The sequence below is a fragment of the Nostoc sp. genome (assembly GCF_036919895.1).
Lineage (GTDB): Bacteria > Cyanobacteriota > Cyanobacteriia > Cyanobacteriales > Nostocaceae > Nostoc.
In genome coordinates, this window is the sequence record NZ_JBALBW010000135.1 from 1 (window position 1) to 20,308 (window position 20,308).

At 42.0% G+C, this 20,308-nt stretch carries 24 protein-coding genes; 10 read left to right on the forward strand and 14 right to left on the reverse strand.

The annotated features are described in order from the left end of the window. Nucleotides 1-198 precede the first annotated feature (198 nt). Together V7K55_RS26335 and V7K55_RS26340 are read left to right on the forward strand one after the other, a co-directional pair. Nucleotides 199-615, forward strand: coding sequence for a pentapeptide repeat-containing protein (locus V7K55_RS26335; protein WP_334836131.1), 417 nt, complete (start codon nt 199-201; stop codon nt 613-615). Continuing rightward, nucleotides 578-1,162, forward strand: coding sequence for a type IV pilin-like G/H family protein (locus V7K55_RS26340; RefSeq protein ID WP_334836133.1), 585 nt, complete (start codon nt 578-580; stop codon nt 1,160-1,162). The genes V7K55_RS26335 and V7K55_RS26340 overlap by 38 nt, the downstream gene beginning before the upstream one ends. Before the next feature lie 53 nt (nt 1,163-1,215). On the opposite strand, the gene V7K55_RS26345 is transcribed toward V7K55_RS26340, so the two are convergent. The 5 genes from V7K55_RS26345 to V7K55_RS26365 form a co-directional block, all read right to left on the reverse strand. Further along, nucleotides 1,216-1,458: a hypothetical protein gene (locus V7K55_RS26345; RefSeq protein ID WP_334836135.1), complete on the reverse strand. Its 243-nt coding sequence runs from the start codon at nt 1,456-1,458 to the stop codon at nt 1,216-1,218. Next, a complete protein-coding gene (locus V7K55_RS26350; protein ID WP_334836136.1) occupies nt 1,455-1,655 on the reverse strand; it encodes a hypothetical protein in 201 nt (66 codons plus the stop codon). The genes V7K55_RS26345 and V7K55_RS26350 overlap by 4 nt, the downstream gene beginning before the upstream one ends. A gap of 97 nt (nt 1,656-1,752) precedes the next feature. Further along, nucleotides 1,753-2,397 (reverse strand): pentapeptide repeat-containing protein, encoded by a 645-nt coding sequence (locus V7K55_RS26355; RefSeq protein ID WP_334836138.1) that lies wholly within the window; start codon nt 2,395-2,397, stop codon nt 1,753-1,755. After that, nucleotides 2,394-3,791, reverse strand: coding sequence for a DICT sensory domain-containing protein (locus tag V7K55_RS26360; protein ID WP_334836218.1), 1,398 nt, complete (start codon nt 3,789-3,791; stop codon nt 2,394-2,396). Before V7K55_RS26360 ends, V7K55_RS26355 begins: the two co-directional genes overlap by 4 nt. Before the next feature lie 114 nt (nt 3,792-3,905). Beyond that, nucleotides 3,906-5,498 (reverse strand): photosystem II high light acclimation radical SAM protein, encoded by a 1,593-nt coding sequence (locus V7K55_RS26365; protein ID WP_334836140.1) that lies wholly within the window; start codon nt 5,496-5,498, stop codon nt 3,906-3,908. Between the two features lie 574 nt (nt 5,499-6,072). On the opposite strand from V7K55_RS26365, the gene V7K55_RS26370 reads away from it, so the two are divergent. From V7K55_RS26370 to V7K55_RS26385, 4 genes are all read left to right on the forward strand, one after another. Beyond that, entirely contained in the window at nt 6,073-6,453 is a 381-nt protein-coding gene (locus V7K55_RS26370) for a DUF1830 domain-containing protein (protein ID WP_334836142.1), read from the forward strand. Between the two features lie 141 nt (nt 6,454-6,594). Next, nucleotides 6,595-7,056 carry a DUF4079 domain-containing protein gene (locus V7K55_RS26375; RefSeq protein WP_334836144.1) on the forward strand — a complete coding sequence of 154 codons (462 nt, stop codon included), beginning with the start codon at nt 6,595-6,597 and terminating at the stop codon, nt 7,054-7,056. Between the two features lie 73 nt (nt 7,057-7,129). Next, nucleotides 7,130-7,696 (forward strand): hypothetical protein, encoded by a 567-nt coding sequence (locus tag V7K55_RS26380; protein WP_334836146.1) that lies wholly within the window; start codon nt 7,130-7,132, stop codon nt 7,694-7,696. A gap of 41 nt (nt 7,697-7,737) precedes the next feature. Beyond that, the gene (locus tag V7K55_RS26385) at nt 7,738-8,505 is read left to right on the forward strand and encodes an ABC transporter ATP-binding protein (protein ID WP_442949119.1); all 768 of its coding nucleotides are present in this window, start codon (nt 7,738-7,740) and stop codon (nt 8,503-8,505) included. Between the two features lie 60 nt (nt 8,506-8,565). Here the strand turns inward: V7K55_RS26385 and V7K55_RS26390 are convergent, their stop codons facing one another. Further along, nucleotides 8,566-9,339: a response regulator transcription factor gene (locus V7K55_RS26390; RefSeq protein WP_094346140.1), complete on the reverse strand. Its 774-nt coding sequence runs from the start codon at nt 9,337-9,339 to the stop codon at nt 8,566-8,568. 579 nt (nt 9,340-9,918) lie between these two features. On the opposite strand from V7K55_RS26390, the gene V7K55_RS26395 reads away from it, so the two are divergent. Continuing rightward, the gene (locus V7K55_RS26395; protein ID WP_094332830.1) at nt 9,919-10,167 is read left to right on the forward strand and encodes a DUF6761 family protein; all 249 of its coding nucleotides are present in this window, start codon (nt 9,919-9,921) and stop codon (nt 10,165-10,167) included. Between the two features lie 311 nt (nt 10,168-10,478). Here V7K55_RS26395 and grxD read toward each other — a convergent pair whose 3' ends face one another. From grxD to grxC, 6 genes are all read right to left on the reverse strand, one after another. Further along, entirely contained in the window at nt 10,479-10,802 is a 324-nt protein-coding gene (grxD, locus tag V7K55_RS26400; RefSeq protein ID WP_334836148.1) for a Grx4 family monothiol glutaredoxin, read from the reverse strand. 82 nt (nt 10,803-10,884) lie between these two features. Continuing rightward, complete coding sequence (locus tag V7K55_RS26405) at nt 10,885-11,142, reverse strand: BolA family protein (RefSeq protein WP_094332828.1); 258 nt, start codon at nt 11,140-11,142, stop codon at nt 10,885-10,887. A gap of 238 nt (nt 11,143-11,380) precedes the next feature. Then, a complete protein-coding gene (locus V7K55_RS26410) occupies nt 11,381-11,989 on the reverse strand; it encodes a hypothetical protein (RefSeq protein ID WP_334836151.1) in 609 nt (202 codons plus the stop codon). Between the two features lie 551 nt (nt 11,990-12,540). Then, complete coding sequence (locus V7K55_RS26415; RefSeq protein ID WP_334836153.1) at nt 12,541-13,299, reverse strand: lysophospholipid acyltransferase family protein; 759 nt, start codon at nt 13,297-13,299, stop codon at nt 12,541-12,543. A gap of 112 nt (nt 13,300-13,411) precedes the next feature. Continuing rightward, the gene (gene tadA, locus V7K55_RS26420; protein ID WP_334836155.1) at nt 13,412-13,897 is read right to left on the reverse strand and encodes a tRNA adenosine(34) deaminase TadA; all 486 of its coding nucleotides are present in this window, start codon (nt 13,895-13,897) and stop codon (nt 13,412-13,414) included. Nucleotides 13,898-14,092: 195 nt separating this feature from the next. Continuing rightward, nucleotides 14,093-14,407 (reverse strand): glutaredoxin 3, encoded by a 315-nt coding sequence (gene grxC / locus V7K55_RS26425; RefSeq protein ID WP_334836157.1) that lies wholly within the window; start codon nt 14,405-14,407, stop codon nt 14,093-14,095. A gap of 412 nt (nt 14,408-14,819) precedes the next feature. On the opposite strand from grxC, the gene glpX reads away from it, so the two are divergent. The 3 genes from glpX to V7K55_RS26440 all read left to right on the forward strand — a co-directional run bounded on the left by glpX (nt 14,820) and on the right by V7K55_RS26440 (nt 18,059). Continuing rightward, nucleotides 14,820-15,857 carry a class II fructose-bisphosphatase gene (gene glpX, locus V7K55_RS26430; RefSeq protein ID WP_334836159.1) on the forward strand — a complete coding sequence of 346 codons (1,038 nt, stop codon included), beginning with the start codon at nt 14,820-14,822 and terminating at the stop codon, nt 15,855-15,857. Nucleotides 15,858-16,100: 243 nt separating this feature from the next. Then, a complete protein-coding gene (locus tag V7K55_RS26435) occupies nt 16,101-17,387 on the forward strand; it encodes a glutamyl-tRNA reductase (RefSeq protein ID WP_334836161.1) in 1,287 nt (428 codons plus the stop codon). Between the two features lie 105 nt (nt 17,388-17,492). Beyond that, on the forward strand, nt 17,493-18,059 hold the full coding sequence (locus tag V7K55_RS26440) for a DUF2087 domain-containing protein (RefSeq protein ID WP_334836163.1): 567 nt from the start codon (nt 17,493-17,495) through the stop codon (nt 18,057-18,059). Between the two features lie 182 nt (nt 18,060-18,241). Here V7K55_RS26440 and V7K55_RS26445 read toward each other — a convergent pair whose 3' ends face one another. After that, nucleotides 18,242-19,024, reverse strand: coding sequence for an ABC transporter ATP-binding protein (locus tag V7K55_RS26445; RefSeq protein WP_334836165.1), 783 nt, complete (start codon nt 19,022-19,024; stop codon nt 18,242-18,244). After that, a complete protein-coding gene (locus V7K55_RS26450; protein ID WP_334836167.1) occupies nt 19,014-20,147 on the reverse strand; it encodes a branched-chain amino acid ABC transporter permease in 1,134 nt (377 codons plus the stop codon). Before V7K55_RS26450 ends, V7K55_RS26445 begins: the two co-directional genes overlap by 11 nt. Nucleotides 20,148-20,308: the final 161 nt, after the last annotated feature.

Here is a 20,308-nt window from a genome sequence, read left to right on the forward strand (position 1 = left end):
TGCTAGCGATCGCCAAAATATGATTGAAAAACCTAGCCAGAAGCGTTGAAAACTATACCTGTTATTTTCGCTTTTCTGTCAATGCGTAAGTCCTAGAAAATCAAAATATTAATCGTATCAGCTTTATTACTTACTTTTCTTTCTGGTTGTAAAGATTGTCAGGCTAAAAAAACTTCAAATCCCGCTCATGTGAAGCAGTTGCTCACAACTAAAAAATGTCCCAAGTGTGATTTAGGTGGTGCAGATTTAACAAATGCTGATTTAGCTGGAGCAGATTTAAGAGAAGCTGAACTGACTAATGCGAAATTAGACGGAGCCAATCTAGAAGGGGCTGATTTAACTAAAGCGGAACTAAGATGGCGAGATGATGTTGGCGACAAAGGGAAAATGGGTATATCAGAAATTGGTGATGATTACTGTAATGTTACCTATGAGGCTTCATTCAAAGGAGCTAACTTGAGTAGTGCTTCTCTAGGAAGTCTTAATTTACAGAAGGTTATTTACAATTCTCATACTATTTGGCGTGGAGCTTCTTATAACGAGTTTACACAGTTTCTTAATGGATTTAATTCTCTAAATGAGCAAATGGAATTTAAAAGGCTTTCTCCTTTTTAAGAATTTATTATTTTCTAATATTATATTAATTAACTTGCTTGTCGCTGGATGTGCTGAGATATATTCACCAGGTGATGAACCACAATATGAAAAAATTGCAGAAGATAATATTATATCTATGATTCAGACTCAAAAAAACTACTTTTCAACCCATAAAACTTTCCTGAAACCACTTGATAAACCATTAAAATCAAATTCATCTTTTTTCAGAACTGAAAAATGTTATGGTTACTACAGTAAAACTATTCCTGAAATTAATGGTACATCAACTGTAAACGGTATTTATATTTATGCAAGACAGGAAGCATGTGATGGAAATTGGGGCATAGATTTGAGTTCTTATGTTGGTGGTGTTTTTGCCGTTCCTATTATTGATACTAAAGAAATAAAAGTGGTAAGTATCGTATGTAAAAGTACTGGGCCAGGATATGCACCCTTAAATTATCGACCATACTATACAAATGGTTTAGTAGATTGCCCTCCTGAAGCCAAAAAAGTATATTTAGAAACTGAATTATTTAAGAATAAAAATGATGACGCAATCTAACACCATTAAACAGCAGCGATCGCAAAGAATATTAGAACTATTTGCGATCGCACCTACGCCACATTTTTGACTGATATAATTCCCTCACCACACCACTGAATCAGTAGCCATCTGTCAGAATCTTTATCCAGTGCTGGCTTGATACGGAAATTAAAAACCTCTTGCCATATCTCTACTCCATACTGGGATACAAAATCTGCCTCCAGTTCTTTGAAATGTTCCCATTGCCGATTTCCGATAGCGGTCAAGATGGGAATGATTGTGGTGATTGAAACTTGTTCAGCGACGGTTGTCATTCTGGGTAGTCCTCAAAAATACAAATAATCGGCATAGGTGGTTTTTTGGTGTTGATGATTTTAACCAACCGTTTCCCCTTCCTTCTCGCAAGCGCAAAACAGGCTAACTCTGTTTCTGCTGCTGACCAATCCCTTGGATCTGTTACCGGGTCAAACTCCTCTTCATCTGGGTTATTTGATTGGCTTTCGTCGCTCACAAATTTCTACCTGCTTCATCTGCGAAAATTTTAACAATAGCTAAGGATATTAGCCTTTTTGGTACAATCGGAGCGATCGCTTCATATATACGACGAGCTAACTTGATTTGTGCGCCTCCACAACTGTACCCACCAAACACGCTTTATTCAAATTAACGCCGCTCAAATTTGCACCTTCTAACTCTGCACAGAGTAAATTCGCTCCCGTCAAATTCGCCCCTGCCAAATTCGCCCCTCGCAAGTCAGCTTCTTCAAGGTTTGCTTCACTCAATAATGCCCCTTGCAAATCGGCGCGACTCAAATCTGCACCTTTGAGATTTGCCCCTGTCAGGTTTGCACCGCGCAAGTCAGCACCGCGCAAATCAACGCCTTGTAAGTTCACATTCATCAAATTGGCACCACTTAAAAAAGCACCCACCAATGACACATCACTGAGTCTTGCTCCCATCAAGTTAGCACCACGCAAATTGCTACCCCGCAAGTCAGCACCCGTTAAATCTGCCTGCATCAGATTTGCTCCCATCAAGTTCGCACGCAAGTCAGTTTCTTGGAGGTTCGCACCCATCAAATTCGCTCCCTCCAAATGTCCACCTTCGAGTTTAGAACCAGTGAAATTAGTGCCAACAAGGGTAGCGCCAGCAAGATTAATTCGGCTTAAATCGAGTCGGGAGAGTTCCTCGTCTTCTAAATTTGCCCCTGGAAGTTGTTTGAGTTTTCCTAATTTAATGGCTTCAATATTCATGTAAAGTAACTACCAATCTCTTCACTGATCTTGCTGTGGCTATCCCATTGGGAATCAAGTATCCAGATGCCGGCGCTGAATTTGGGTGTCATCAAAGGTAAGTCGAGTCCCTGTTGTAAACCCATAACTAATAAAGCTAGGGTATCTACAAGTTTAGGGTCAAAGCGGGTAGATTGTTGCTGTTTGCACTCATCTAAAGCTTGAGTAAATATCTGCTCCCGGCTTTGATTTGACGATTTTCGCTCATTGAGTCGCCACTGAAAATCTGCCAATAATGCCAAAATTCTCGACTCTAGGGGAATTTCATCACCAGCTAAACCTGCTGGTTCCCCTGTGCCATTCCACCACTCGCTTTGGTGAGTAATAATTTGGGCAACTGCTCGTAGTCGTGGCATGGTTCGCAATACTTGCGCCCCTGGTACTAAGGGACAAGTTAAGGGAGAACTGGGGGCATCTTCTTGGTAGCGTGTGGATATACCACCAGTGAGAACGCTTTCAGCTTTTTGTAATGGATCTATGCGATGTAACAAAGCCGCCAAGCGCAATCTTTTAATCTGCCATGCGGGAAGATCCAAAAGCTGGCCGATCGCTTCCGCAAGTACTACCACCTCCGCAGCCGCCATTGGATTGTTGACATCTGCCATATCCATCAGTTGCGCCATTCGCAAAAAGGCTTGGATTTCGTTGGAAACCAAGTTGCGATCTAGGGTTTGTTGGTGAGACGCTGTGGGGATGGATAAATTATCTTGCCCAGTCTGGAGGTAATCTACTACACGTGAGACAACTGCACCTAAATTTTCCGATCTGGTCATTGACGGTACAATTTGCTCTTTATCGGCTGTGAGTTTTTTTGCCAGTTCTGGGTTGTATTTTTTGATGTGAGCGATCGCTATTTCTGCTGTGTCTTGCACTAACTCTGGCTCAAATGTCCATAAGCCATAGAATTTCCGCTCTAAGTCTGATGTCGGCACTCCAGCGCTACCATAATCAGCTTCCGATAATTCTTGACAAATTACCATTGCTGTGTAGTTGGGCGATAAAATAATTAAGTGCCACTCCTGCGCCACTGGATCGCCTGAATCTAATCCTACTAAGTCTACATTGGGTAGCTGGCTGGTAGGATGTTCAGCAAAGCCCGACTCAGAGGCGGCCATGATGGCAATTTGGCAGCTGCGCTGGGCGATGTCTGCATATCGTTCAGCTTCTTGTAGATACCATTTCCCCTGTTGAAAGGCTGTGATAACGAGGGGTGTACCGTCATCGGCTAAGATATGGTCTTCTAGAGCGTGGCACAGGGCAACTAGGGTATTTTTGTAGTAAACACCGAATCGAATTGGCCTGGTGGTATGGCGATGGGCTGTTTCTAGCTGTTGTAAGATTGAACCTTCTAACATGGGATTTGGTAAAAATAACCGCAGAGGCACAGAAAAGCCAGTGTGTTGGGCGGGTTTCCCGACTTAAAGCAACTGGCGCGACACAGAGAAAGAGAGGGAGAGAAATTCAGTTTTTTAGGATATACCCGCTAACTGTTTTTCTTTCGTCTCTATTGGTGCGGAAAGTGCTGCTTCTAAGTCGGCACAACCCAGCTTTTCCTCCAAGATGTTCATGACTTCGCGCCCGAAATCGTTGGGATTTTGTTGCCAAGCTTGTAAGCAGACTTCGCCGAAGAATGAACCAAGGGGTTCGGGATTCCAAAGAAGTTTTTTGGCTGTCCACGGCATCAAACTCATCGGATCGTATCCTGGTTTGAGGATGCCTTCTTTAAAAGCATATTCTTCCAAATGGGTATGGGGTTGTAGTCCAATAAAGAAGATAGCAGGTTCAACTTTATCAGCACCGAAAATCCTTTCTAGTTCGCGGTGGTAGGCGATGGTTTGGCGGATGGTTTCGGGACGTTCGTCAATGACGTTAAAGGAGTAGTTGACGGAAACTAAATCGTTGAAACCAGCTGCTTTTAAGTCACGGCAGTTTTGCAAGACGGTTCGCAGGTTATACCCCATCCGCATTTTCCGCACGAGTTCTTGAGAACCACTGGTAATCCCAATCTCAAAATAGTTCATCCCCGTTTTTGCCATCAAGTCGCACAATTCGGGTGTCAAATTGTCGGCTCTGATATATGCTGCCCAGTGGATATCTGTCATACCAGAATCGACGATTTTTTGCAATAGTTCTATGGCATCGTCGATAAATTTTCGGGCGGGGATGAATTGGGCATCTGTAAACCAGAAATTGCGAATGCCGCGATCGTATAATTGGCGCATCTCGGCAACTACTTCATCTGCTGGGTTGATGCGTACTTGTTTGCCTTCGACAACCGTATAGACGCAATAGCAGCAGTTATGAGGACAACCACGCTTAGTTTGTACACCTATATAAAAGTCTTCTTCTTGCAGGTAAAAGTTAAATTCCGGCCAGATGCTTTCGATATAGTCGTAGTTACAAGCTGTCTTTTCTATTGGGGTGGGTTGTTCGTGAATTAGCCGTTCCCGTGGTTGAGTTTCTCCTGCAACGTAACAGCGTTCATCTCGAAAATCTTTACCACCTAAAAGTTTTTCCAGCAGGGTTTCGCCTTCACCCACAGAAATAATTGTCCCATTAGGTAAACTTTTACCCAATTGTTCGTAAAATACGCTGACTGCACCGCCACCTACAACTACACGGGCATTAGAATTATATTTTTGGGCACGCTTTAAACCGCGTTTGATTAAGCCCTGATTTCGCCATAACTCAACATAGTAAGCGATGAAGATTCGTAAGCCGCCAAATCCGCCACGTAGTTTTAATAGAGGATTCTTAGCGTAGTAAAATTCAAAGGCGTTTTGCAGTGGGTTGCCACCACGCCCGCCAACTGGGGCATAAATTTGAATATCCCGCCAAGAAAATACTAGGAGTGTCGGTTTAAATTCATCGATACAGCGATCCAGAGCAGAATTGTAATCTAAAGGTGGCACTGTTCCTAAATCAAAGATGCGCTGTTCAATATTAGGAAACTGCTTGTGGACATGATCGCTCAGGTAGACAACCCCAATAGGAAAGATGGGGTTACAAGGAAGGCGAACGTAAAGAATTCGATTTTCCATCATCTGTGTTTTGACTTCCATCTTGCCAATCTTTGGAGAAAGCGAGAAAAATATCGAGTTTTAAAGTCTGTGCTTGTTTAATTTTGTTTTTATTATCGCGATCGCACTTGACATTTCATCTGATTGCTGGTATTGAAAAATTAATATTAGCAATTGCAGAAAATGATAAAATTGCTATGCATAAAAAATACATAGAATCTTATAGATAGGCTTTATGAAGATATTTTTCATATAGCTTTACCATAACATTGACTTTATTCATTAAGCGATGATCCCAACCTATTAATTCTGGAATAGATGAAACGGCAAAACTCACTTCTTCGCTAGGCGAAAAGCAAGGGGATCGTCGTCTTATCTGTCTTAAGGGAATTCAAGCTTTGATATGAGGAAAAAATATCAAAAACTTTTGTGCATAGTGTATAATTCCGAAAAAGCCACAAATAATTACAAAGTTTTTATAACTAAAAATATATCTTTAGGAAGAAATAATCTCCAAAGACTCAGTTGGTATTCACAGTTACAGCAACTGGGGATCGGTGGGTGTTAGGCTTGGCTAGTGTAATGTAAAATTGTGGCGTAAAGCTCCTCAGCAGTTATGGCTCAAATATTAGATCCTCTACCACCTGAACAATCAGGAAAAATTCTCTGCTGCTACATTAATGCCACGAGCAAAATACAGGTAGCTCGCATCTGCAATATTCCTAACTGGTACTTTGAAAGGGTTGTTTTCCCTGGACAACGTTTAGTTTTTGAAGCTCCACGAAAAGGTCAATTGGAGATTCATACAGGGATGATGGCAAGTGCGATTTTATCAGATAAAATTCCCTGCGATCGCTTGATGCTCGACGAACCTAGTACTGATGAGTTTGATACAGACTCATCATTTGGCAAAGACCCTATTAATACCAAATCATTGGTGCAGCAAATTAATACAAACACTGGAGATAGTATAAAACCCTTACAAGTCGCTCTTTAGCAGCCGTTAATTAAAAAAAACAATTTGACTCAATTTCAGGGTTGCTAAATTCGGCAGCCCTTTTTTATTTATTAGTCATTGGTCATTGGGTAACGGTGTTTTCCCAATCCCCAGTCCCCACTCTCATCTACAATCATTCTTATGAATCTGCCTTCATTTCTTTGGTTGTGGAAAATAGCCGCCTGGTCGATGGGGTTGTCCCTGCTGGCATATCTGATGTTAGCAATCACCGGCATTTCGATGTTTAGGGCGAGAACTTCGCAGCAATTTCCTTTTGTTACGTCATTTATGGGCGGAAATCAAGGGGTGCGATCGCTCCACTATTTAATGGGCATCAGCATGGTAAGTTTAGTGCTACTATTGCTAGCGATCGGCATTGTTGGCACTTTAGGACACTTTGGTTCTTTAGGTCACTCGTCACACTTGGCATCTGGATTGATAGTTGTAGCATTAGTTTTACTGTCTGCTTTCAGTGCCACGCAAATTAGTGCCAGACGACCTTGGGCTAGACCCTTACACATCGGCGTAAATATTATTCTATTTGTGGGATTTGCCTGGGTGTCGCTTACTGGTTGGATTGTAGTGCAAAAGTATTTACCCTAAAGAATTACGAATTGAAGAGTCCAGCTAAGACATAGACCTACCTTACAATGAAGAAAAGCATTGTAATTGAGCCGTGACTGTAAACTCAGCCAATATTTCAACTTCTGTTTTTCGTCTGTCTCCTTTGATTCGGATAACGTTGCTGAGTCTATACATAGCACTCACAGTTCCATTACCCTTTTTATCACAGGTAACAGCCGCACCCGTACCTCCAATATTATTGTGGATAGGGATTGGCATCGGCGTAGTTGCCTTGTATGCAGTATTGACTGAACAAGTAATAGTAGATGACCAGGGAATTCAGGTTACTTACCCCGCCTGGGTTCCTCGCTTTTTCCGTAAAGGCTGGTTTTTACCTTGGTCAGATGTGAAAGAGTTAAAACCGCGCACCACTGGTCAAGGAGGGTTAGTTTATTACTTCCTCAGCCAGGATGGGAAAGCTTATTTACTACCTATGCGTGTATCTGGATTTGCCCGTTTCGTGCAAATTGTCCAAGCAAAGACGGGTATTGATACTACAGATGTTCGCCCTTTAGCCCAGCCGTGGATGTACCTGATTTTACTAGTATTCACACTGCTGCTACTATTGGTCGATGGCTGGGCGATCGCAACAGCCTTAACTACCGCACAATTAACGTAACATTGGGCACTGGTTATTTCTCCCCTATCTCCTCACTCCCCTTGAATAAAGCAACACTTCGGCTAGAGCAAGTTAATCTGTTTACAAAGCTGAAAACCCAACTTCCAGGGAATCAGCAGGGATACCCTATATTACAGGATATTTCCTTAGAGGTATTTCAAAGCGATCGCATTGCCATTCTAGGGCCAGTAGGCGCAGGGAAAACTTCGTTATTACGTCTCCTCAACCGCCTAATTGAACCCACAAGTGGCAAAATCTATCTAGAAAATCAAGAATATCGCCAAATTCCTGTCATCCAACTACGCCAGATGCTTGTACTTGTATTGCAAGAATCAAAGCTGTTGGGGATGACAGTTCAACAAGCGTTGGCTTATCCTTTAGTTTTGCGTGGTTTACCCAAACAGACAATTCAGGAACGAATCAGTTATTGGACAGAACAACTGCACATTCCTAATGAATGGTTAGGGCGAACTGAGGTACAACTTTCTGCTGGACAACGACAACTAGTAGCGATCGCTCGTGCCTTACTCATCCAGCCTAAAATATTATTATTAGACGAGCCAACCTCTGCCCTTGATGCTGGTACAGCTTCTCATCTAATGCAAGTCTTAACCCAGTTGAGTCAAACTCATCAAACCACGATTCTGATGGTAAATCACCAACTGGAACTTGCCCAGATGTTTTGCACTAGGTTATTACACCTACAACAAGGACATTTATCCGCAAATCAAACAGTCTCTGAAATCGACTGGATTCAATTACGAGAAAGCCTAATTAAAGCAGAAACTCAAGACGATTTTGGATTTTGAACAAGTTGGGAGACAGAAGTAAAAAGTCTTTATCTTACCTTCCTAATGCCCAATTCCCAATCAAACCTGACTACTACTAAGTGTCGAACGTTGATTATTAAATCTTTCTCTAGCTAACTTTGTTGTTTGTGATTGTGAAATATTGGTATTCAAAATTTCCATGTTAAAACGGTATCCTACATTGCGGATAGTTTGAATCAAGTTCGGTTGACGAGGGTCAAGTTCCACCTTTTTCCGCAGCGATAAAACGTGAGTATCAATGGTACGAGGGTTATCGATAGCATCAGGCCAAGCACGACGCAGCAATTCCGACCTACTCAGAGGTACTCCTCCAGCTTGTGCCAAAACATACAACAAACTGAATTCTTGAGGCGTTAAATCGATAAACTCCCCTTGAAAGCGGACACGGCGCTGAACTAAATCGATTTGCAAAGTGCCATAATCCAAATAAGCTGGTGCAGTAGGTGTGCGTTTCCGACGAATCAGCGCCTCTACCCGTGCTAAAAACTCTTGCATCCCAAAAGGTTTGCTCAAATAATCATCTGCACCCGCCTTTAAACCTGCCACAATATCACCTTCACTATTGCGGGCAGATAGCATTAAGATTAGAGGCTGCTCCTGACGATGCAACCAACGACAAAATTCAATGCCATCGCCATCAGGCAAGTCTGCATCCAATACTACCAGTGTTGGTTGATGGCTTAAAAATACTTCCCTTGCTTGATAAATACTGGCAGCTTGATGCACGCGGTATTCTAGCTGTTGCAAGTGCCAACCCAACAACGACCTCAGATGGGGATTCCCCTCAATGATTTCTATACAAACCGAACCCACAGCGGCAAGACCCCTTAGCGTCTGATGACTTTCAAAGTAACAAGCCCGTCACTAAGGTTTTGTAGCCTTTGTTACTTCAATCGCTATTAGCTTTACATTTCCTCATAAGAAGCGTAGCAATATCTTTAATTTATGCCTTGCCGGAAGGCAATTAGAAATATTATTAAATTTTTATTAAATTTTTCAGCAGTGTTGTTATACTTATGAAAAATTCTTTCAGCTTAACATTCTGCTTTTACATGGTGTAATGTGGCAAATATCTAAAATTCAATCAGCTAAGAGTTAATGCAACAGCTTTTTAACCTGATGGGAGTAGATTTTTTCGCAAAAATTAGTGCCTATATCCAAGAACATAACACCAATACAATTGGGCTATGGACTATGAAAATCAGAAAAATAATTTACCAGGAAACCAGAATCAATGTTTTCTGGAATAGGATTAAAGTAGCGTGTAGCTGCTATGAGGGTACTACCCAAAGTAGATGTGTTGACTTTGAGTTGATGTCAAAGTGAAATTACACTTCACTTTTGAGCGTGAATCATTTACAATTCTCATTCCAAGAGATTAATACAGCAGTTATGCTCCAAGACACACAAACCATCCGCTATTACCAAAGACTCACCGACGCCTTCGCCGAGTTATGGAATCGCGGTTATCGCACGGATGACATGCGGATGTATTTGGATGGATATCTAGCCGCATTGCGACAAAGTAACGTCATTGAACCTTATCTGATTCATCGTCTAGAAGAGGAGGCCAGCCGCTTCTTGTACGATGGATCAAATTTTGCAGTGCCGCAACCACAGCCCCAACCCGATTACTACTAAGTACTATTTACTTGGTCATTGATAGTAACCGTTAATTACCGCAGATAATTATAGCATATTATCTGTATTGGTCAACATTTTGCCGTGGTGTGAGATTTTGGAGATATTGTATTGATTAAACGCATCCCCTCAGCCTATATTGGTTTTGCCAATGTGACTGAGGGGATTGTTGATTAGGTATTAAATTAAGCCAACATAAATAAAGTATTTTTGTCAGCAGCCTATTAAAAAACCTTGAAAGAGGAGACATTATTTCTCTCCCCTTTCAAGGAAATTAAAAGGGCATATTGCCTTGATTGCGTAAAGAGAGATTAGGAAGCTAGTGCTACTTCTACCTTTTGCTGCAATTCACCTTTTTGGTACAGTTCAATCAAAATGTCAGAACCGCCAAGAAATTCACCATTGATATAGACTTGGGGAATTGTCGGCCAGTTAGAGTATTCTTTAATTCCTTGACGAATTTCAGAGTCTGATAGAACGTCAACCGTCTCGAAAGGAATGCCCAAGGTATTGAGAATCTGCACAACGTTGTTGGAGAAACCACATTGGGGCATTAACTTGTTTCCCTTCATGAAAACTAAAATCTTGTTCTGTTCTAACAAGTTATCAATTTTTTCTTTGAGTTCTGGTGTCATGGTAATTGTGTTTCCTATGTTGCATTCGATGATGACGAGTGAGGAGCTAAAAATCAATCACTCCTAATTCCTAACTCTATGTTTACGAAGCTGGTGTTGCTTGCCAAGCTTCGGGAGTATATGTTTTTACTGCCAAAGCATGAATCGCTTCAGTTGACATAGCTTGCCCCAGCGCACCATAAACTAACTGGTGCTGTTGCACTAGTCCCTTACCTGCAAAGTGCGATGAAACTACTGTTACTTGATAGTGGTCACCGCCACCAGTCAAGTCTTGCACCTGAACTTGAGCGTCTGGCAGTTCCGCCTTGATCATTGCCTCAACCTGCTGCGGACTAATCATCGCTATTCCTGAAAAAACTTACTTTTCTATTATTAACAGATATAAGGCAAATGCCTGTTCCAACTTCACGTGTTTGGCAGGGCTAGGGATAAATATGCCTCTGAGGTGGATTTTTGAGAAGGCTGGATTGAATGGCAGATAATTTCATCCTAGCACTGGGGCGTTCCAAGGTGCTGCTCTCCTTGAGAAGGATTTGAAAGATGTGGGAGTTCAGAAAAACAGGCAACCCCAATTTAATTTATTTTTTTGGGGATGAGGAAGACGAACTACCACCTTCTCTGGGATAGGGAGAATCAACAAAACCCAACTCAAACAGCTGTTTATAGGCTTTTTTGCCTAAATCCCGTGTCGGGTTTTGACTTTTAATTATTTGAACCAACAACGGCACAGCTAATTCTGGCTGATTTTGGGCGCGATGTACCAATGCTAGCTGAAAGGTGGCTTCATCTCGCTTTTGGGCTGTTAAGAGAGCTTTTTGGCGCTGAGAATCAGAAACTCTATTGTCAATTCCCGAAAAACTAGAATTTAACTCTTGATAAAAATTAGATAACTGATTATAAACCTGACGTGCTTCTTGTAGTTTTTTAGCAGCTAAAGGATAGTTTTGAGCAGAAACGGCTTGCTCTGCCTCTTTTACTAAGCGATCGCCACCTTCAATGCTCAAAAGGCTGTTACTTTGGGTTATAGGACGCAGGTTATTGGGATCGTTGGGGTCAATGGGTTGTGGTTGGCTGGTAGTGCCTGGTGACTGTGATACCTGAGCATTCACAGGTGATAGCAGACTGAGGACTGCTATGACTGATAAAAGGGTACGGTGCATCAAGGTAACAGCGGCAGCAGTGTTCATGGGATCAATTAGTGCGACAACTATATAAGTTATGGAAACTTCGGGTATCTTAACTCTGTTTTGGTCTTGGACAAAGTAAAGACACATCCTAAGTATCTCTGATTTAGGACTGAAAATCGCTTTAGTAGAGTTCCCATTACCCTTGTATAGTAACTAACTTAAATCCTCATGATGAGCGATCGCTAGGATATACTAGGCTGACGCATTAATTTTTCTGATTGTGCTTTCTCATTGGTTTACTAGCAATCGGCTTGTAACTATCTAACTGAAGTAAGTAAGAATATTTCTTCTCAACCAATTCAGTAGTTTGCAGATAATTGTTAGCTATTTGCTCAAAAAAATGCCAATTTGGCTGGTTCTCCTGTCAATAGGGGGTAATCTATATATGTATACATTCCCAACGGTTGTAAAATAGCACTAAGTTTTTGGTGACTTATTCAAGATGGATATAGCAGTTAGCAATTAGTGTCAAACCTTAAAAACGTGTAGTTTCTTCATCATGCACGGTCAATGATTAAGGCCAGTCTTGGGACTCTTGCAGTTTGATGAGATCAAGAATTAGTAATTTCTGCAAATGCGTGATTAGTAATTTTTGTTTCTTGATGGCTTAATTGTTGCAGTGCTTTTCCTAAATCATTTGTGATGCTTTTGGCATCTTCTTTTATACAGCCACTCATATAATCGTTTACCCTGATTGGAGAGCCAATGTCAATACTCACATCTGTACCCCAACTTGGATAAGGTTGGCTGTAATTAATGCCTATAGGTATAATTTTCACTCCCAACCCAGAATGACTAGATTCAGCACTTAAAGCAAGACGAGCAATTCCCGGTTTCAACTGGTGAACTTGCCCATCACGAAAAATATTACCTTCTGGAAAAATAACCACAGTTTTTTTCTGCTGAAGTAGCTCAACTCCATGTCGAAGTGTACGAATTGACGGATGCTTAGAATTTACAGGAAATCCCCCCAAACGTTTGACAAACCAGCCTTGCAAACCTTGGCATTCGTCAATAGTCACCATAAACCGCAGGTCTTGTTCTCTCCGACAATTAGCAGTAGCGTAGGGTACGAGCAATGCATCCCAACGCGCCCGATGAGTAGGTGCGAGGATCACAGGCCCAGTTGTAGGGATATTTTTTTGTCCGGTTATTCTAATTTGTCCAAAGAATAATGGTAATAGGCAGTGACGGCCTAATAAATATGCCAGAGGACTTAACCAAGGAGAAACCTTTGAGGTAGTAACAGCCACCGGATAATTTGCTGGTGTATGCTGGCAGGGATCGGATGAAGAGTGAAATTCAATCATGACGAATGCAGCTGATTGACGGGTAAAATTTAACAAAAAGCCTGATTAGTTACACCGTAGATTCTCTTGCGTGACTTGTCTTGTGCTATATGGACAGTTTTACCTCTGTCTGTTAGTTTACCCTACGCCGCCTAGTAGCAAACCAAGCCTGTAATTGCTGACGACAAGCTGACTCTAGAATGCCTCCAATGACCTGGAGATGGTGATTAGAAGCAGTACTATCGGGTATGTTAATAACTGTACGAATTGCGCCAGTTTTTGTATCGTCTACTCCATATACAAGTTGTCCTACACGCGCTTGCAAAATAGCACCTGCACACATCGGACAAGGTTCAAGAGTTACGTAGAGAGTACATTCATTAAGATGCCAATTTTGTAAAGTTGTTGCAGCTGTCTTGAGAGCGAGAATTTCCGCGTGGGCGGTAGGGTCTTTGTCGCGCTCTTTTCTATTTTCTCCTTGTGCTAGCAATTTGCCTGTTGAATCAATAATAACAGCACCGACAGGAACTTCACCTGCATCACCGGCTGCTTTTGCTAATTTTAAGGCACAACTCATCCATTGTTGATGTATAAGATATTCCGTGTATTTAGTTTGCATATTCTTATCAATATAAAAATTTCAAAATTCAACACATTTTCTAGGGTGTTCGTCTTGTAAGCTTTTGAGCGGCTAAGACACACATTTTACAAGAAATAAAAAGCATATAGCCCGCAGACTAGAAATCTGGGGCTAAATAATTCAAAATTCTTAAATTCAGTATCACCAAGCCAACCGTTAGGGTTAATTTGATTTCTAAATAGCGGCTTGGGCTAAAAGGAGATCGAGTTGGCTTTGTGTGTCTAGCTGATAGAGGTCATCGCACCCGCCAATGTGCTGGTTATTGATAAAAATTTGTGGTACTGTGCGGCGGCCGTTAGAACGTTCTGCCATTTTTACTCTGGCTGCTTCGTCGCTGTCGATTTTATATTCAATAAAATTTACACCTTTCCACCACAGGAGCATTTTGGCACGAATGCAGTAAGGACAAGTTTGCCACGTATAAAGTTCGACGTTGGCTTTGACTCGCTCTGGATGACGATTTAATAGGGGATTAAGAAAGTCCAGCATATTTTCTTAAGCAAAATTTTAATTGTATCTCTAGCCTAGATCATTGCTTACCGCATCGGTGCTAGAACCCACTTTTGGAAACTCTCTAAATGATTCCAGTAAGACAAATATCCTGTCAGTGCCCAAATTAGAGCGGCTACTATATACCTGAAGATAGATACTGAAGAAAAGTAATATTCTAGATATATATTGCTATCCATAATTATGCTAGTTTTTAACTTTGTTAGTTTTGAACACGTTTTATACTGAAATAATATTGAGTCAAAAATCAGGATGTGCTAAATGGTACTTTTCTAACGAGTTAGCAGTAAAACTTAACTTTCTTCCACGTGTATCCGCCCTTTGGTAGACTTGAAGACTGAAATAGCCAGATAAAGCGACAGAAATTCAAGCAGTTGAGAGGGCAGACTCTGTGGAAAATACACTTGGGTTAGAGATTATTGAAGTAGTAGAGCAAGCCGCGATCGCTTCCTCGAAATGGATGGGGAAAGGCGAAAAAGACATTGCTGACCAAGTAGCAGTGGAAGCTATGCGGGAGCGGATGAATAAAATCTATATGCGGGGTCGCATTGTGATTGGGGAAGGCGAACGCGACAATGCACCGATGTTATACATCGGGGAAGAAGTTGGTATCTGTACCCAACCAAATGCCAGTAGTTTGTGTAACCCTGATGAATTAATCGAAATTGATATTGCTGTTGACCCCTGTGAAGGTACGAACTTGGTAGCTTATGGACAACCTGGTTCGATGGCTGTCTTGGCAATTTCTGAAAAGGGTGGATTATTTGCTGCTCCTGACTTTTACATGAAGAAGTTAGCAGCACCTCCCGCAGCAAAGGGCAAGGTAGACATCAACAAGTCAGCAACAGAAAACCTCAAGATTCTCTCTGAGTGTCTAGAGCGCTCTATTGAAGAACTCGTGATCGTGGTCATGAAGCGCGAACGTCACAACGATTTAATTAAAGAAATCCGTGAGGCTGGAGCAAGAGTCGCCCTAATTTCCGATGGTGATGTGGGTGCAGCCGTCAGCTGCGGTTTTGCTGGAACTAATATCCACGCTCTGATGGGTATTGGTGCGGCTCCTGAAGGTGTAATCTCAGCAGCAGCAATGCGTGCTTTAGGTGGACACTTCCAAGGTCAACTGATTTACGATCCAGCAGTCGTAAAAACTGGTCTGATTGGAGAAAGCAGAGAAGCCAACATCGATCGCTTAAAGTCTATGAATATCAATGACCCCGACAAGGTCTATGATGCTCATGAACTGGCATCTGGTCAAACTGTTCTGTTCGCTGCTTGCGGTATTACCAGTGGTAATCTGATGAATGGTGTACGTTTCTTCCACGGCGGAGCCAGAACTCAAAGCTTGGTAATTTCTAACCAGTCAAAAACGGCTCGATTTGTTGATACAATTCACATGTTTGGTGAACCCAAGACTCTCCAACTGAACTAATTTTTAGGGAATGGGGAATGGTAAAAGTAGGTGTAAAACATTTGGGAAAAATATTTTGATAAAACACAAAAATGTTCATCCAAATGCTTCATCCTTACACTAGTTAGTAGTTAGTATTTAGTGATTAGTTATTGTTTGTTGGTTGGTTGAAAAAACTATCAACCAATAAATAATAACTCCCCATTCCCTATTCTCACTCAATGCCCGATTGCCAACTACCAATTAGTAACTACGATTTAGCAAATGAATATAGCAGTGGTGGGGTTAAGTCATAAAACAGCCCCAGTAGAAGTCCGGGAAAAACTGAGCATTCCAGAACCACAAATTGAAAGTGCGATCGCTCAACTGGCCAGCTATCCTCATATTGATGAAGTTGCAATTCTCAGCACTTGTAACCGCCTAGAAATTTATATTGTCACCAGTGAAGCAGACCAAGGTATTCGGGAAATAACGCAGTTTCTTGCGGAATATAGTAAATTACCCGTGATTTCTCTACGACAACACTTATTTATGCTGCTGCATGATGATGCCGTGATGCACGTTATGCGGGTAGCAGGTGGTTTAGATAGTCTGGTACTCGGAGAAGGTCAAATTCTGGCTCAGGTGAAAACTACTCACAAACTGGGACAGCAATATAGTGGTATAAAAACCATTTTGAATCGATTATTTAAACAAGCGTTGACAGCTGGAAAGCGGGTTCGCACTGAAACTAGTATTGGTACTGGGGCTGTCTCTATCAGTTCGGCCGCTGTAGAGTTAGCGCAGATTAAAGTGGCAAATTTGGCAGCTTGCCGAGTGGTAATTTTAGGCGCTGGTAAAATGTCACGGCTGCTGGTGCAACATCTAATTTCTAAAGGTGCTGTGGAAATTAGTATTGTAAATCGCTCTCGCGATCGCGCCCTAGAATTAGCAAAGCAGTTCCCCCAACAACCGATCCAAATTCATCCACTATCAGAAATGATGGCAGTGATTGCCGATAGTGATTTGGTATTCACAAGTACTTCGGCAACAGAGCCAATACTTGACCGTGCCAAATTAGAAATGGTTTTAGAAGTTCAGCGCTCTTTAATGTTATTTGATATTTCTGTGCCGCGTAATGTTCATGCGGATGTAAATGAGTTGGAAAACGTGCAAGCGTTTAATGTCGATGATTTGAAGGCTGTAGTAGCCCAAAACTACGAAAGCCGTCGCAAGATTGCACAAGAAGCCGAGAAACTTTTAGAAGAAGAAGTGGAAGCCTTTGATATTTGGTGGCGCAGTTTAGAAACTGTTACCACCATTAGCTGTCTGCGAAATAAAGTCGAAACCATCCGCGAACAAGAGTTAGAAAAAGCTTTATCGAGATTGGGTTCGGAATTCGCTGAAAAACATCAAGAGGTGATTGAAGCATTAACACGGGGAATTGTCAATAAAATTTTACACGACCCGATGGTGCAATTGCGATCGCAGCAAGATGTTGAAGCTAGACGGCGCTGTATGCAAACTCTGCAAATGCTGTTCAACCTCGATGCAGAGGAACAGTTTAGTTAAATTAAGCAACAACCCTGACTTTTGGTGAGAAGTTGGGGTTCTGAACCAATCGGTTTGAAATTAGATATACTTCTAATTAGATGAGTATCTAATTGGAAGTTAGTTATGCAACCAGAGCAATTTGACATATTACTGCGCTTTTTCAAGGCATTAGCGGATGATAGCCGATTGAAGATTGTAGGTATCCTGGCGAATCAGGAGTGCAGCGTCGAAGAATTGGCGGCGCTACTGCAACTCAAGGAACCGACGGTATCTCATCATTTAGCGAAACTTAAAGAGCTAAATTTGGTGACAATGCGCCCCGAAGGCAATAGCCGTCTATATCAATTGGATAGCGAGGCTTTGCAAAGCATTAGCAAGGACATTTTTACACCTGAGAAAATAGCATCCTTAATTGAGGATGTGGATACTGAGGCTTGGGAAAGCAAAGTATTGAAAAATTATTTCGAGGGTGACACTCAACGCCTCAAAGAAATTCCTGCTAGTCGCAAAAAGCGTTTAGTTATTCTCAAGTGGTTAGCAAACCAGTTTGAGGTAGGAGTTAACTATCCTGAACGCCTAGTAAATGACATTCTCAAACGCTACCATCCTGACTGCGCTACACTGCGACGAGAGTTGATTGCTTCCCAGTTAATGCAGCGAGAGAATGGGGTTTATTCAAAATTAACTTGAGATTATTTAGCGAGTAGCTACCAAACTGCTTCACTAAATTTGTGTTTCTTCCTCGGTAAAGATAGGAGACCACAATTCAGTAATGGGCAATTCCCAATCGGTAAAAACGGTTTGAACTTGTTCTAAATCTTTGACTGTCATCATCGACATAGATTTTTTTCCACTCCAATTTCATCTCTGATCTATTTTCCCAAATACGCTTCTAAAACTTTGGGATTGCTTTGAATCTCTGCGGGTGTACCGTCAGCCAAATTCTGCCCCTCCGCAAGTACCCAAACGCGATCGCACAAGGACATAACAACATCCATATTATGTTCGATAATCAAAAAGGTCATCCCATCTTGGCGGTTCCAAGTGATAATGCGATCGCAAATATCATCAATCAGTTTCGGATTCACCCCGGCGGCTGGTTCATCCAACAAAATTAACTTGGGATTAGTCATCAGCGCCCGTCCCATTTCTAACAGCTTGCGTTGTCCACCAGACAAGCAACCAGCGTAATCGTGTGCTTTTTTTGCCAAGCCCACTGATTCTAATAGGTACATTGCTCGCTCTTGCAGTTGCTTTTCTTCCTTAGCCACAACGTGCGGCTGTAACTGCACCTGCCAAAAATTTTCACCCGTTTGTTTTTGCGCCGCCAGCAGCATATTTTCTAACACCGACAACCGCGAGAGAGTCCGCGCAACCTGAAAGGTGCGGATTACTCCCTGCTGGGCGATTTGATATGGTTGCAAGTTGTGAATCGGTTCACCGTCAAAAATCACTCGTCCTTTATCTGGGCGAATAAAGTTCGAGAGTAAATTAAAGAAAGTAGTTTTACCAGCACCATTGGGGCCAATCAAGCCCGTAATGCTGCCTTTAGCAACTTCGATTTGTGCCTCATTAACAGCTTTGATACCACCAAAGCTTTTAGAAAGTCCAGTGGCTACCAAAAGGGGAAGTGGCGATGACTGGTTATTTACCAAGGGTAAGTTCCTCCTTTTTCCCTAGAATACCTTGAGGTCGCCAAATCATCAGGATCATTAAAATTAGTCCGATTACCATGATCCGAAATGCACCCAAACGGGCTTCATCAAGGGGGACGATTCTGGGTAAGACTTCTCGCGTCAGCGCATCGTAAGCAAAGAAAATTACCGCGCCTAAGATTGTGCCAACATTATTCCCAGAACCACCTAGAATTACCATGATCCAAGTATCAAAGGTAATCTGGGGTTGAAAGTTATCGGGGTAAATGGCGGACAGTTGCCAAGCAAAGAAAGCACCAGCCATACCTGCGATCGCACCACCTAACATTAATGATTGTAATTTATACCAAAAGACATTTTTTCCCAGCGCCTTCGGAATTTCTTCATCTTCACGGATGGCTTTGAGAATTCTACCCCAAGGCGATCGCACCAAAATTTCTAAGCGCCAGTATACAAAAGCTAAAACCAACAGCAACACCAGCATCAAACCCGCTTTTGGATTGTAATTATACAGTCCAATTACCCCAGAAATATAGATTGCTGCTGCCAAAACTGCTAAGACAATTCCCACACCCAAGCGCGACGCAAATTCTTGCTTGCTACTTGTCCTTTTGCCTAAATCAGTAGTCCGAGATATTTGGGTGGTACGAATCCATTGCCACAATGTAAAGAAGGTTACAGCCGCTAGTAGCGTTAACAATCCAATCATCACTAATCTGACAAACAAATTCGGCTCTGTAGATAGGGGTATGGGATAACTTTGCACACCAAACGCTCCAGAAATCCAGGTATCACCCACAGGTAAATCTTGATTATTTACTACCAAACGAATTAATTCACCCGTACCAATAGTGACAATTCCTAGATAATCTTCGCGTAAGCGGAGAGTTGCAAAACCAATTATCAAACCCAACAGAGCGGCGACAATTGCCCCGGCTACTGCCGATATCAGTAGGGGTACGCCCTTTAAGCTTAACAATACCGTTGTATATGCTCCCAGGGTCATGAAAGCAATATGACCAAAGTTAATTAACCCCGTAAAGCCCCATTGTAAATTTAGTCCTAGTGCAAAGAGAGCAAAAAGTGCTGTAGAAATTGCTAAGAAAATGAGATAGTCAACCATGTTTAGGAGTTAGGAGTTGGGAGTTAATACCTATGGTGTATAAGTCTTTTAGAGTTGCCCCAGAGGTTTTGATCTCCCCAACCCCCCTTAAAAAAGGGGGGTAAGAAATCTCAAAGTTCCCCTTTTCAAGGGGGATTTAGGAGGATCGCAAGATGTTTTAC

What these genes read in the sequence shown, in the direction of transcription:
- V7K55_RS26450 (WP_334836167.1), bottom strand. Translation starts at nt 20,147, where the DNA reads ATGGTTGACTATCTCATTTTCTTAGCAATTTCTACAGCACTTTTTGCT.
- V7K55_RS26370 (WP_334836142.1), top strand. Translation starts at nt 6,073, where the DNA reads ATGGCTCAAATATTAGATCCTCTACCACCTGAACAATCAGGAAAAATT.
- V7K55_RS26410 (WP_334836151.1), bottom strand. Translation starts at nt 11,989, where the DNA reads ATGAACACTGCTGCCGCTGTTACCTTGATGCACCGTACCCTTTTATCA.
- grxD (WP_334836148.1), bottom strand. Translation starts at nt 10,802, where the DNA reads ATGACACCAGAACTCAAAGAAAAAATTGATAACTTGTTAGAACAGAAC.
- V7K55_RS26405 (WP_094332828.1), bottom strand. Translation starts at nt 11,142, where the DNA reads ATGATTAGTCCGCAGCAGGTTGAGGCAATGATCAAGGCGGAACTGCCA.
- V7K55_RS26395 (WP_094332830.1), top strand. Translation starts at nt 9,919, where the DNA reads ATGCTCCAAGACACACAAACCATCCGCTATTACCAAAGACTCACCGAC.
- tadA (WP_334836155.1), bottom strand. Translation starts at nt 13,897, where the DNA reads ATGCAAACTAAATACACGGAATATCTTATACATCAACAATGGATGAGT.
- V7K55_RS26365 (WP_334836140.1), bottom strand. Translation starts at nt 5,498, where the DNA reads ATGGAAGTCAAAACACAGATGATGGAAAATCGAATTCTTTACGTTCGC.
- grxC (WP_334836157.1), bottom strand. Translation starts at nt 14,407, where the DNA reads ATGCTGGACTTTCTTAATCCCCTATTAAATCGTCATCCAGAGCGAGTC.
- V7K55_RS26340 (WP_334836133.1), top strand. Translation starts at nt 578, where the DNA reads ATGAGCAAATGGAATTTAAAAGGCTTTCTCCTTTTTAAGAATTTATTA.
- V7K55_RS26375 (WP_334836144.1), top strand. Translation starts at nt 6,595, where the DNA reads ATGAATCTGCCTTCATTTCTTTGGTTGTGGAAAATAGCCGCCTGGTCG.
- V7K55_RS26435 (WP_334836161.1), top strand. Translation starts at nt 16,101, where the DNA reads ATGAATATAGCAGTGGTGGGGTTAAGTCATAAAACAGCCCCAGTAGAA.
- V7K55_RS26415 (WP_334836153.1), bottom strand. Translation starts at nt 13,299, where the DNA reads ATGATTGAATTTCACTCTTCATCCGATCCCTGCCAGCATACACCAGCA.
- V7K55_RS26345 (WP_334836135.1), bottom strand. Translation starts at nt 1,458, where the DNA reads ATGACAACCGTCGCTGAACAAGTTTCAATCACCACAATCATTCCCATC.
- V7K55_RS26440 (WP_334836163.1), top strand. Translation starts at nt 17,493, where the DNA reads ATGCAACCAGAGCAATTTGACATATTACTGCGCTTTTTCAAGGCATTA.
- V7K55_RS26355 (WP_334836138.1), bottom strand. Translation starts at nt 2,397, where the DNA reads ATGAATATTGAAGCCATTAAATTAGGAAAACTCAAACAACTTCCAGGG.
- V7K55_RS26360 (WP_334836218.1), bottom strand. Translation starts at nt 3,791, where the DNA reads ATGTTAGAAGGTTCAATCTTACAACAGCTAGAAACAGCCCATCGCCAT.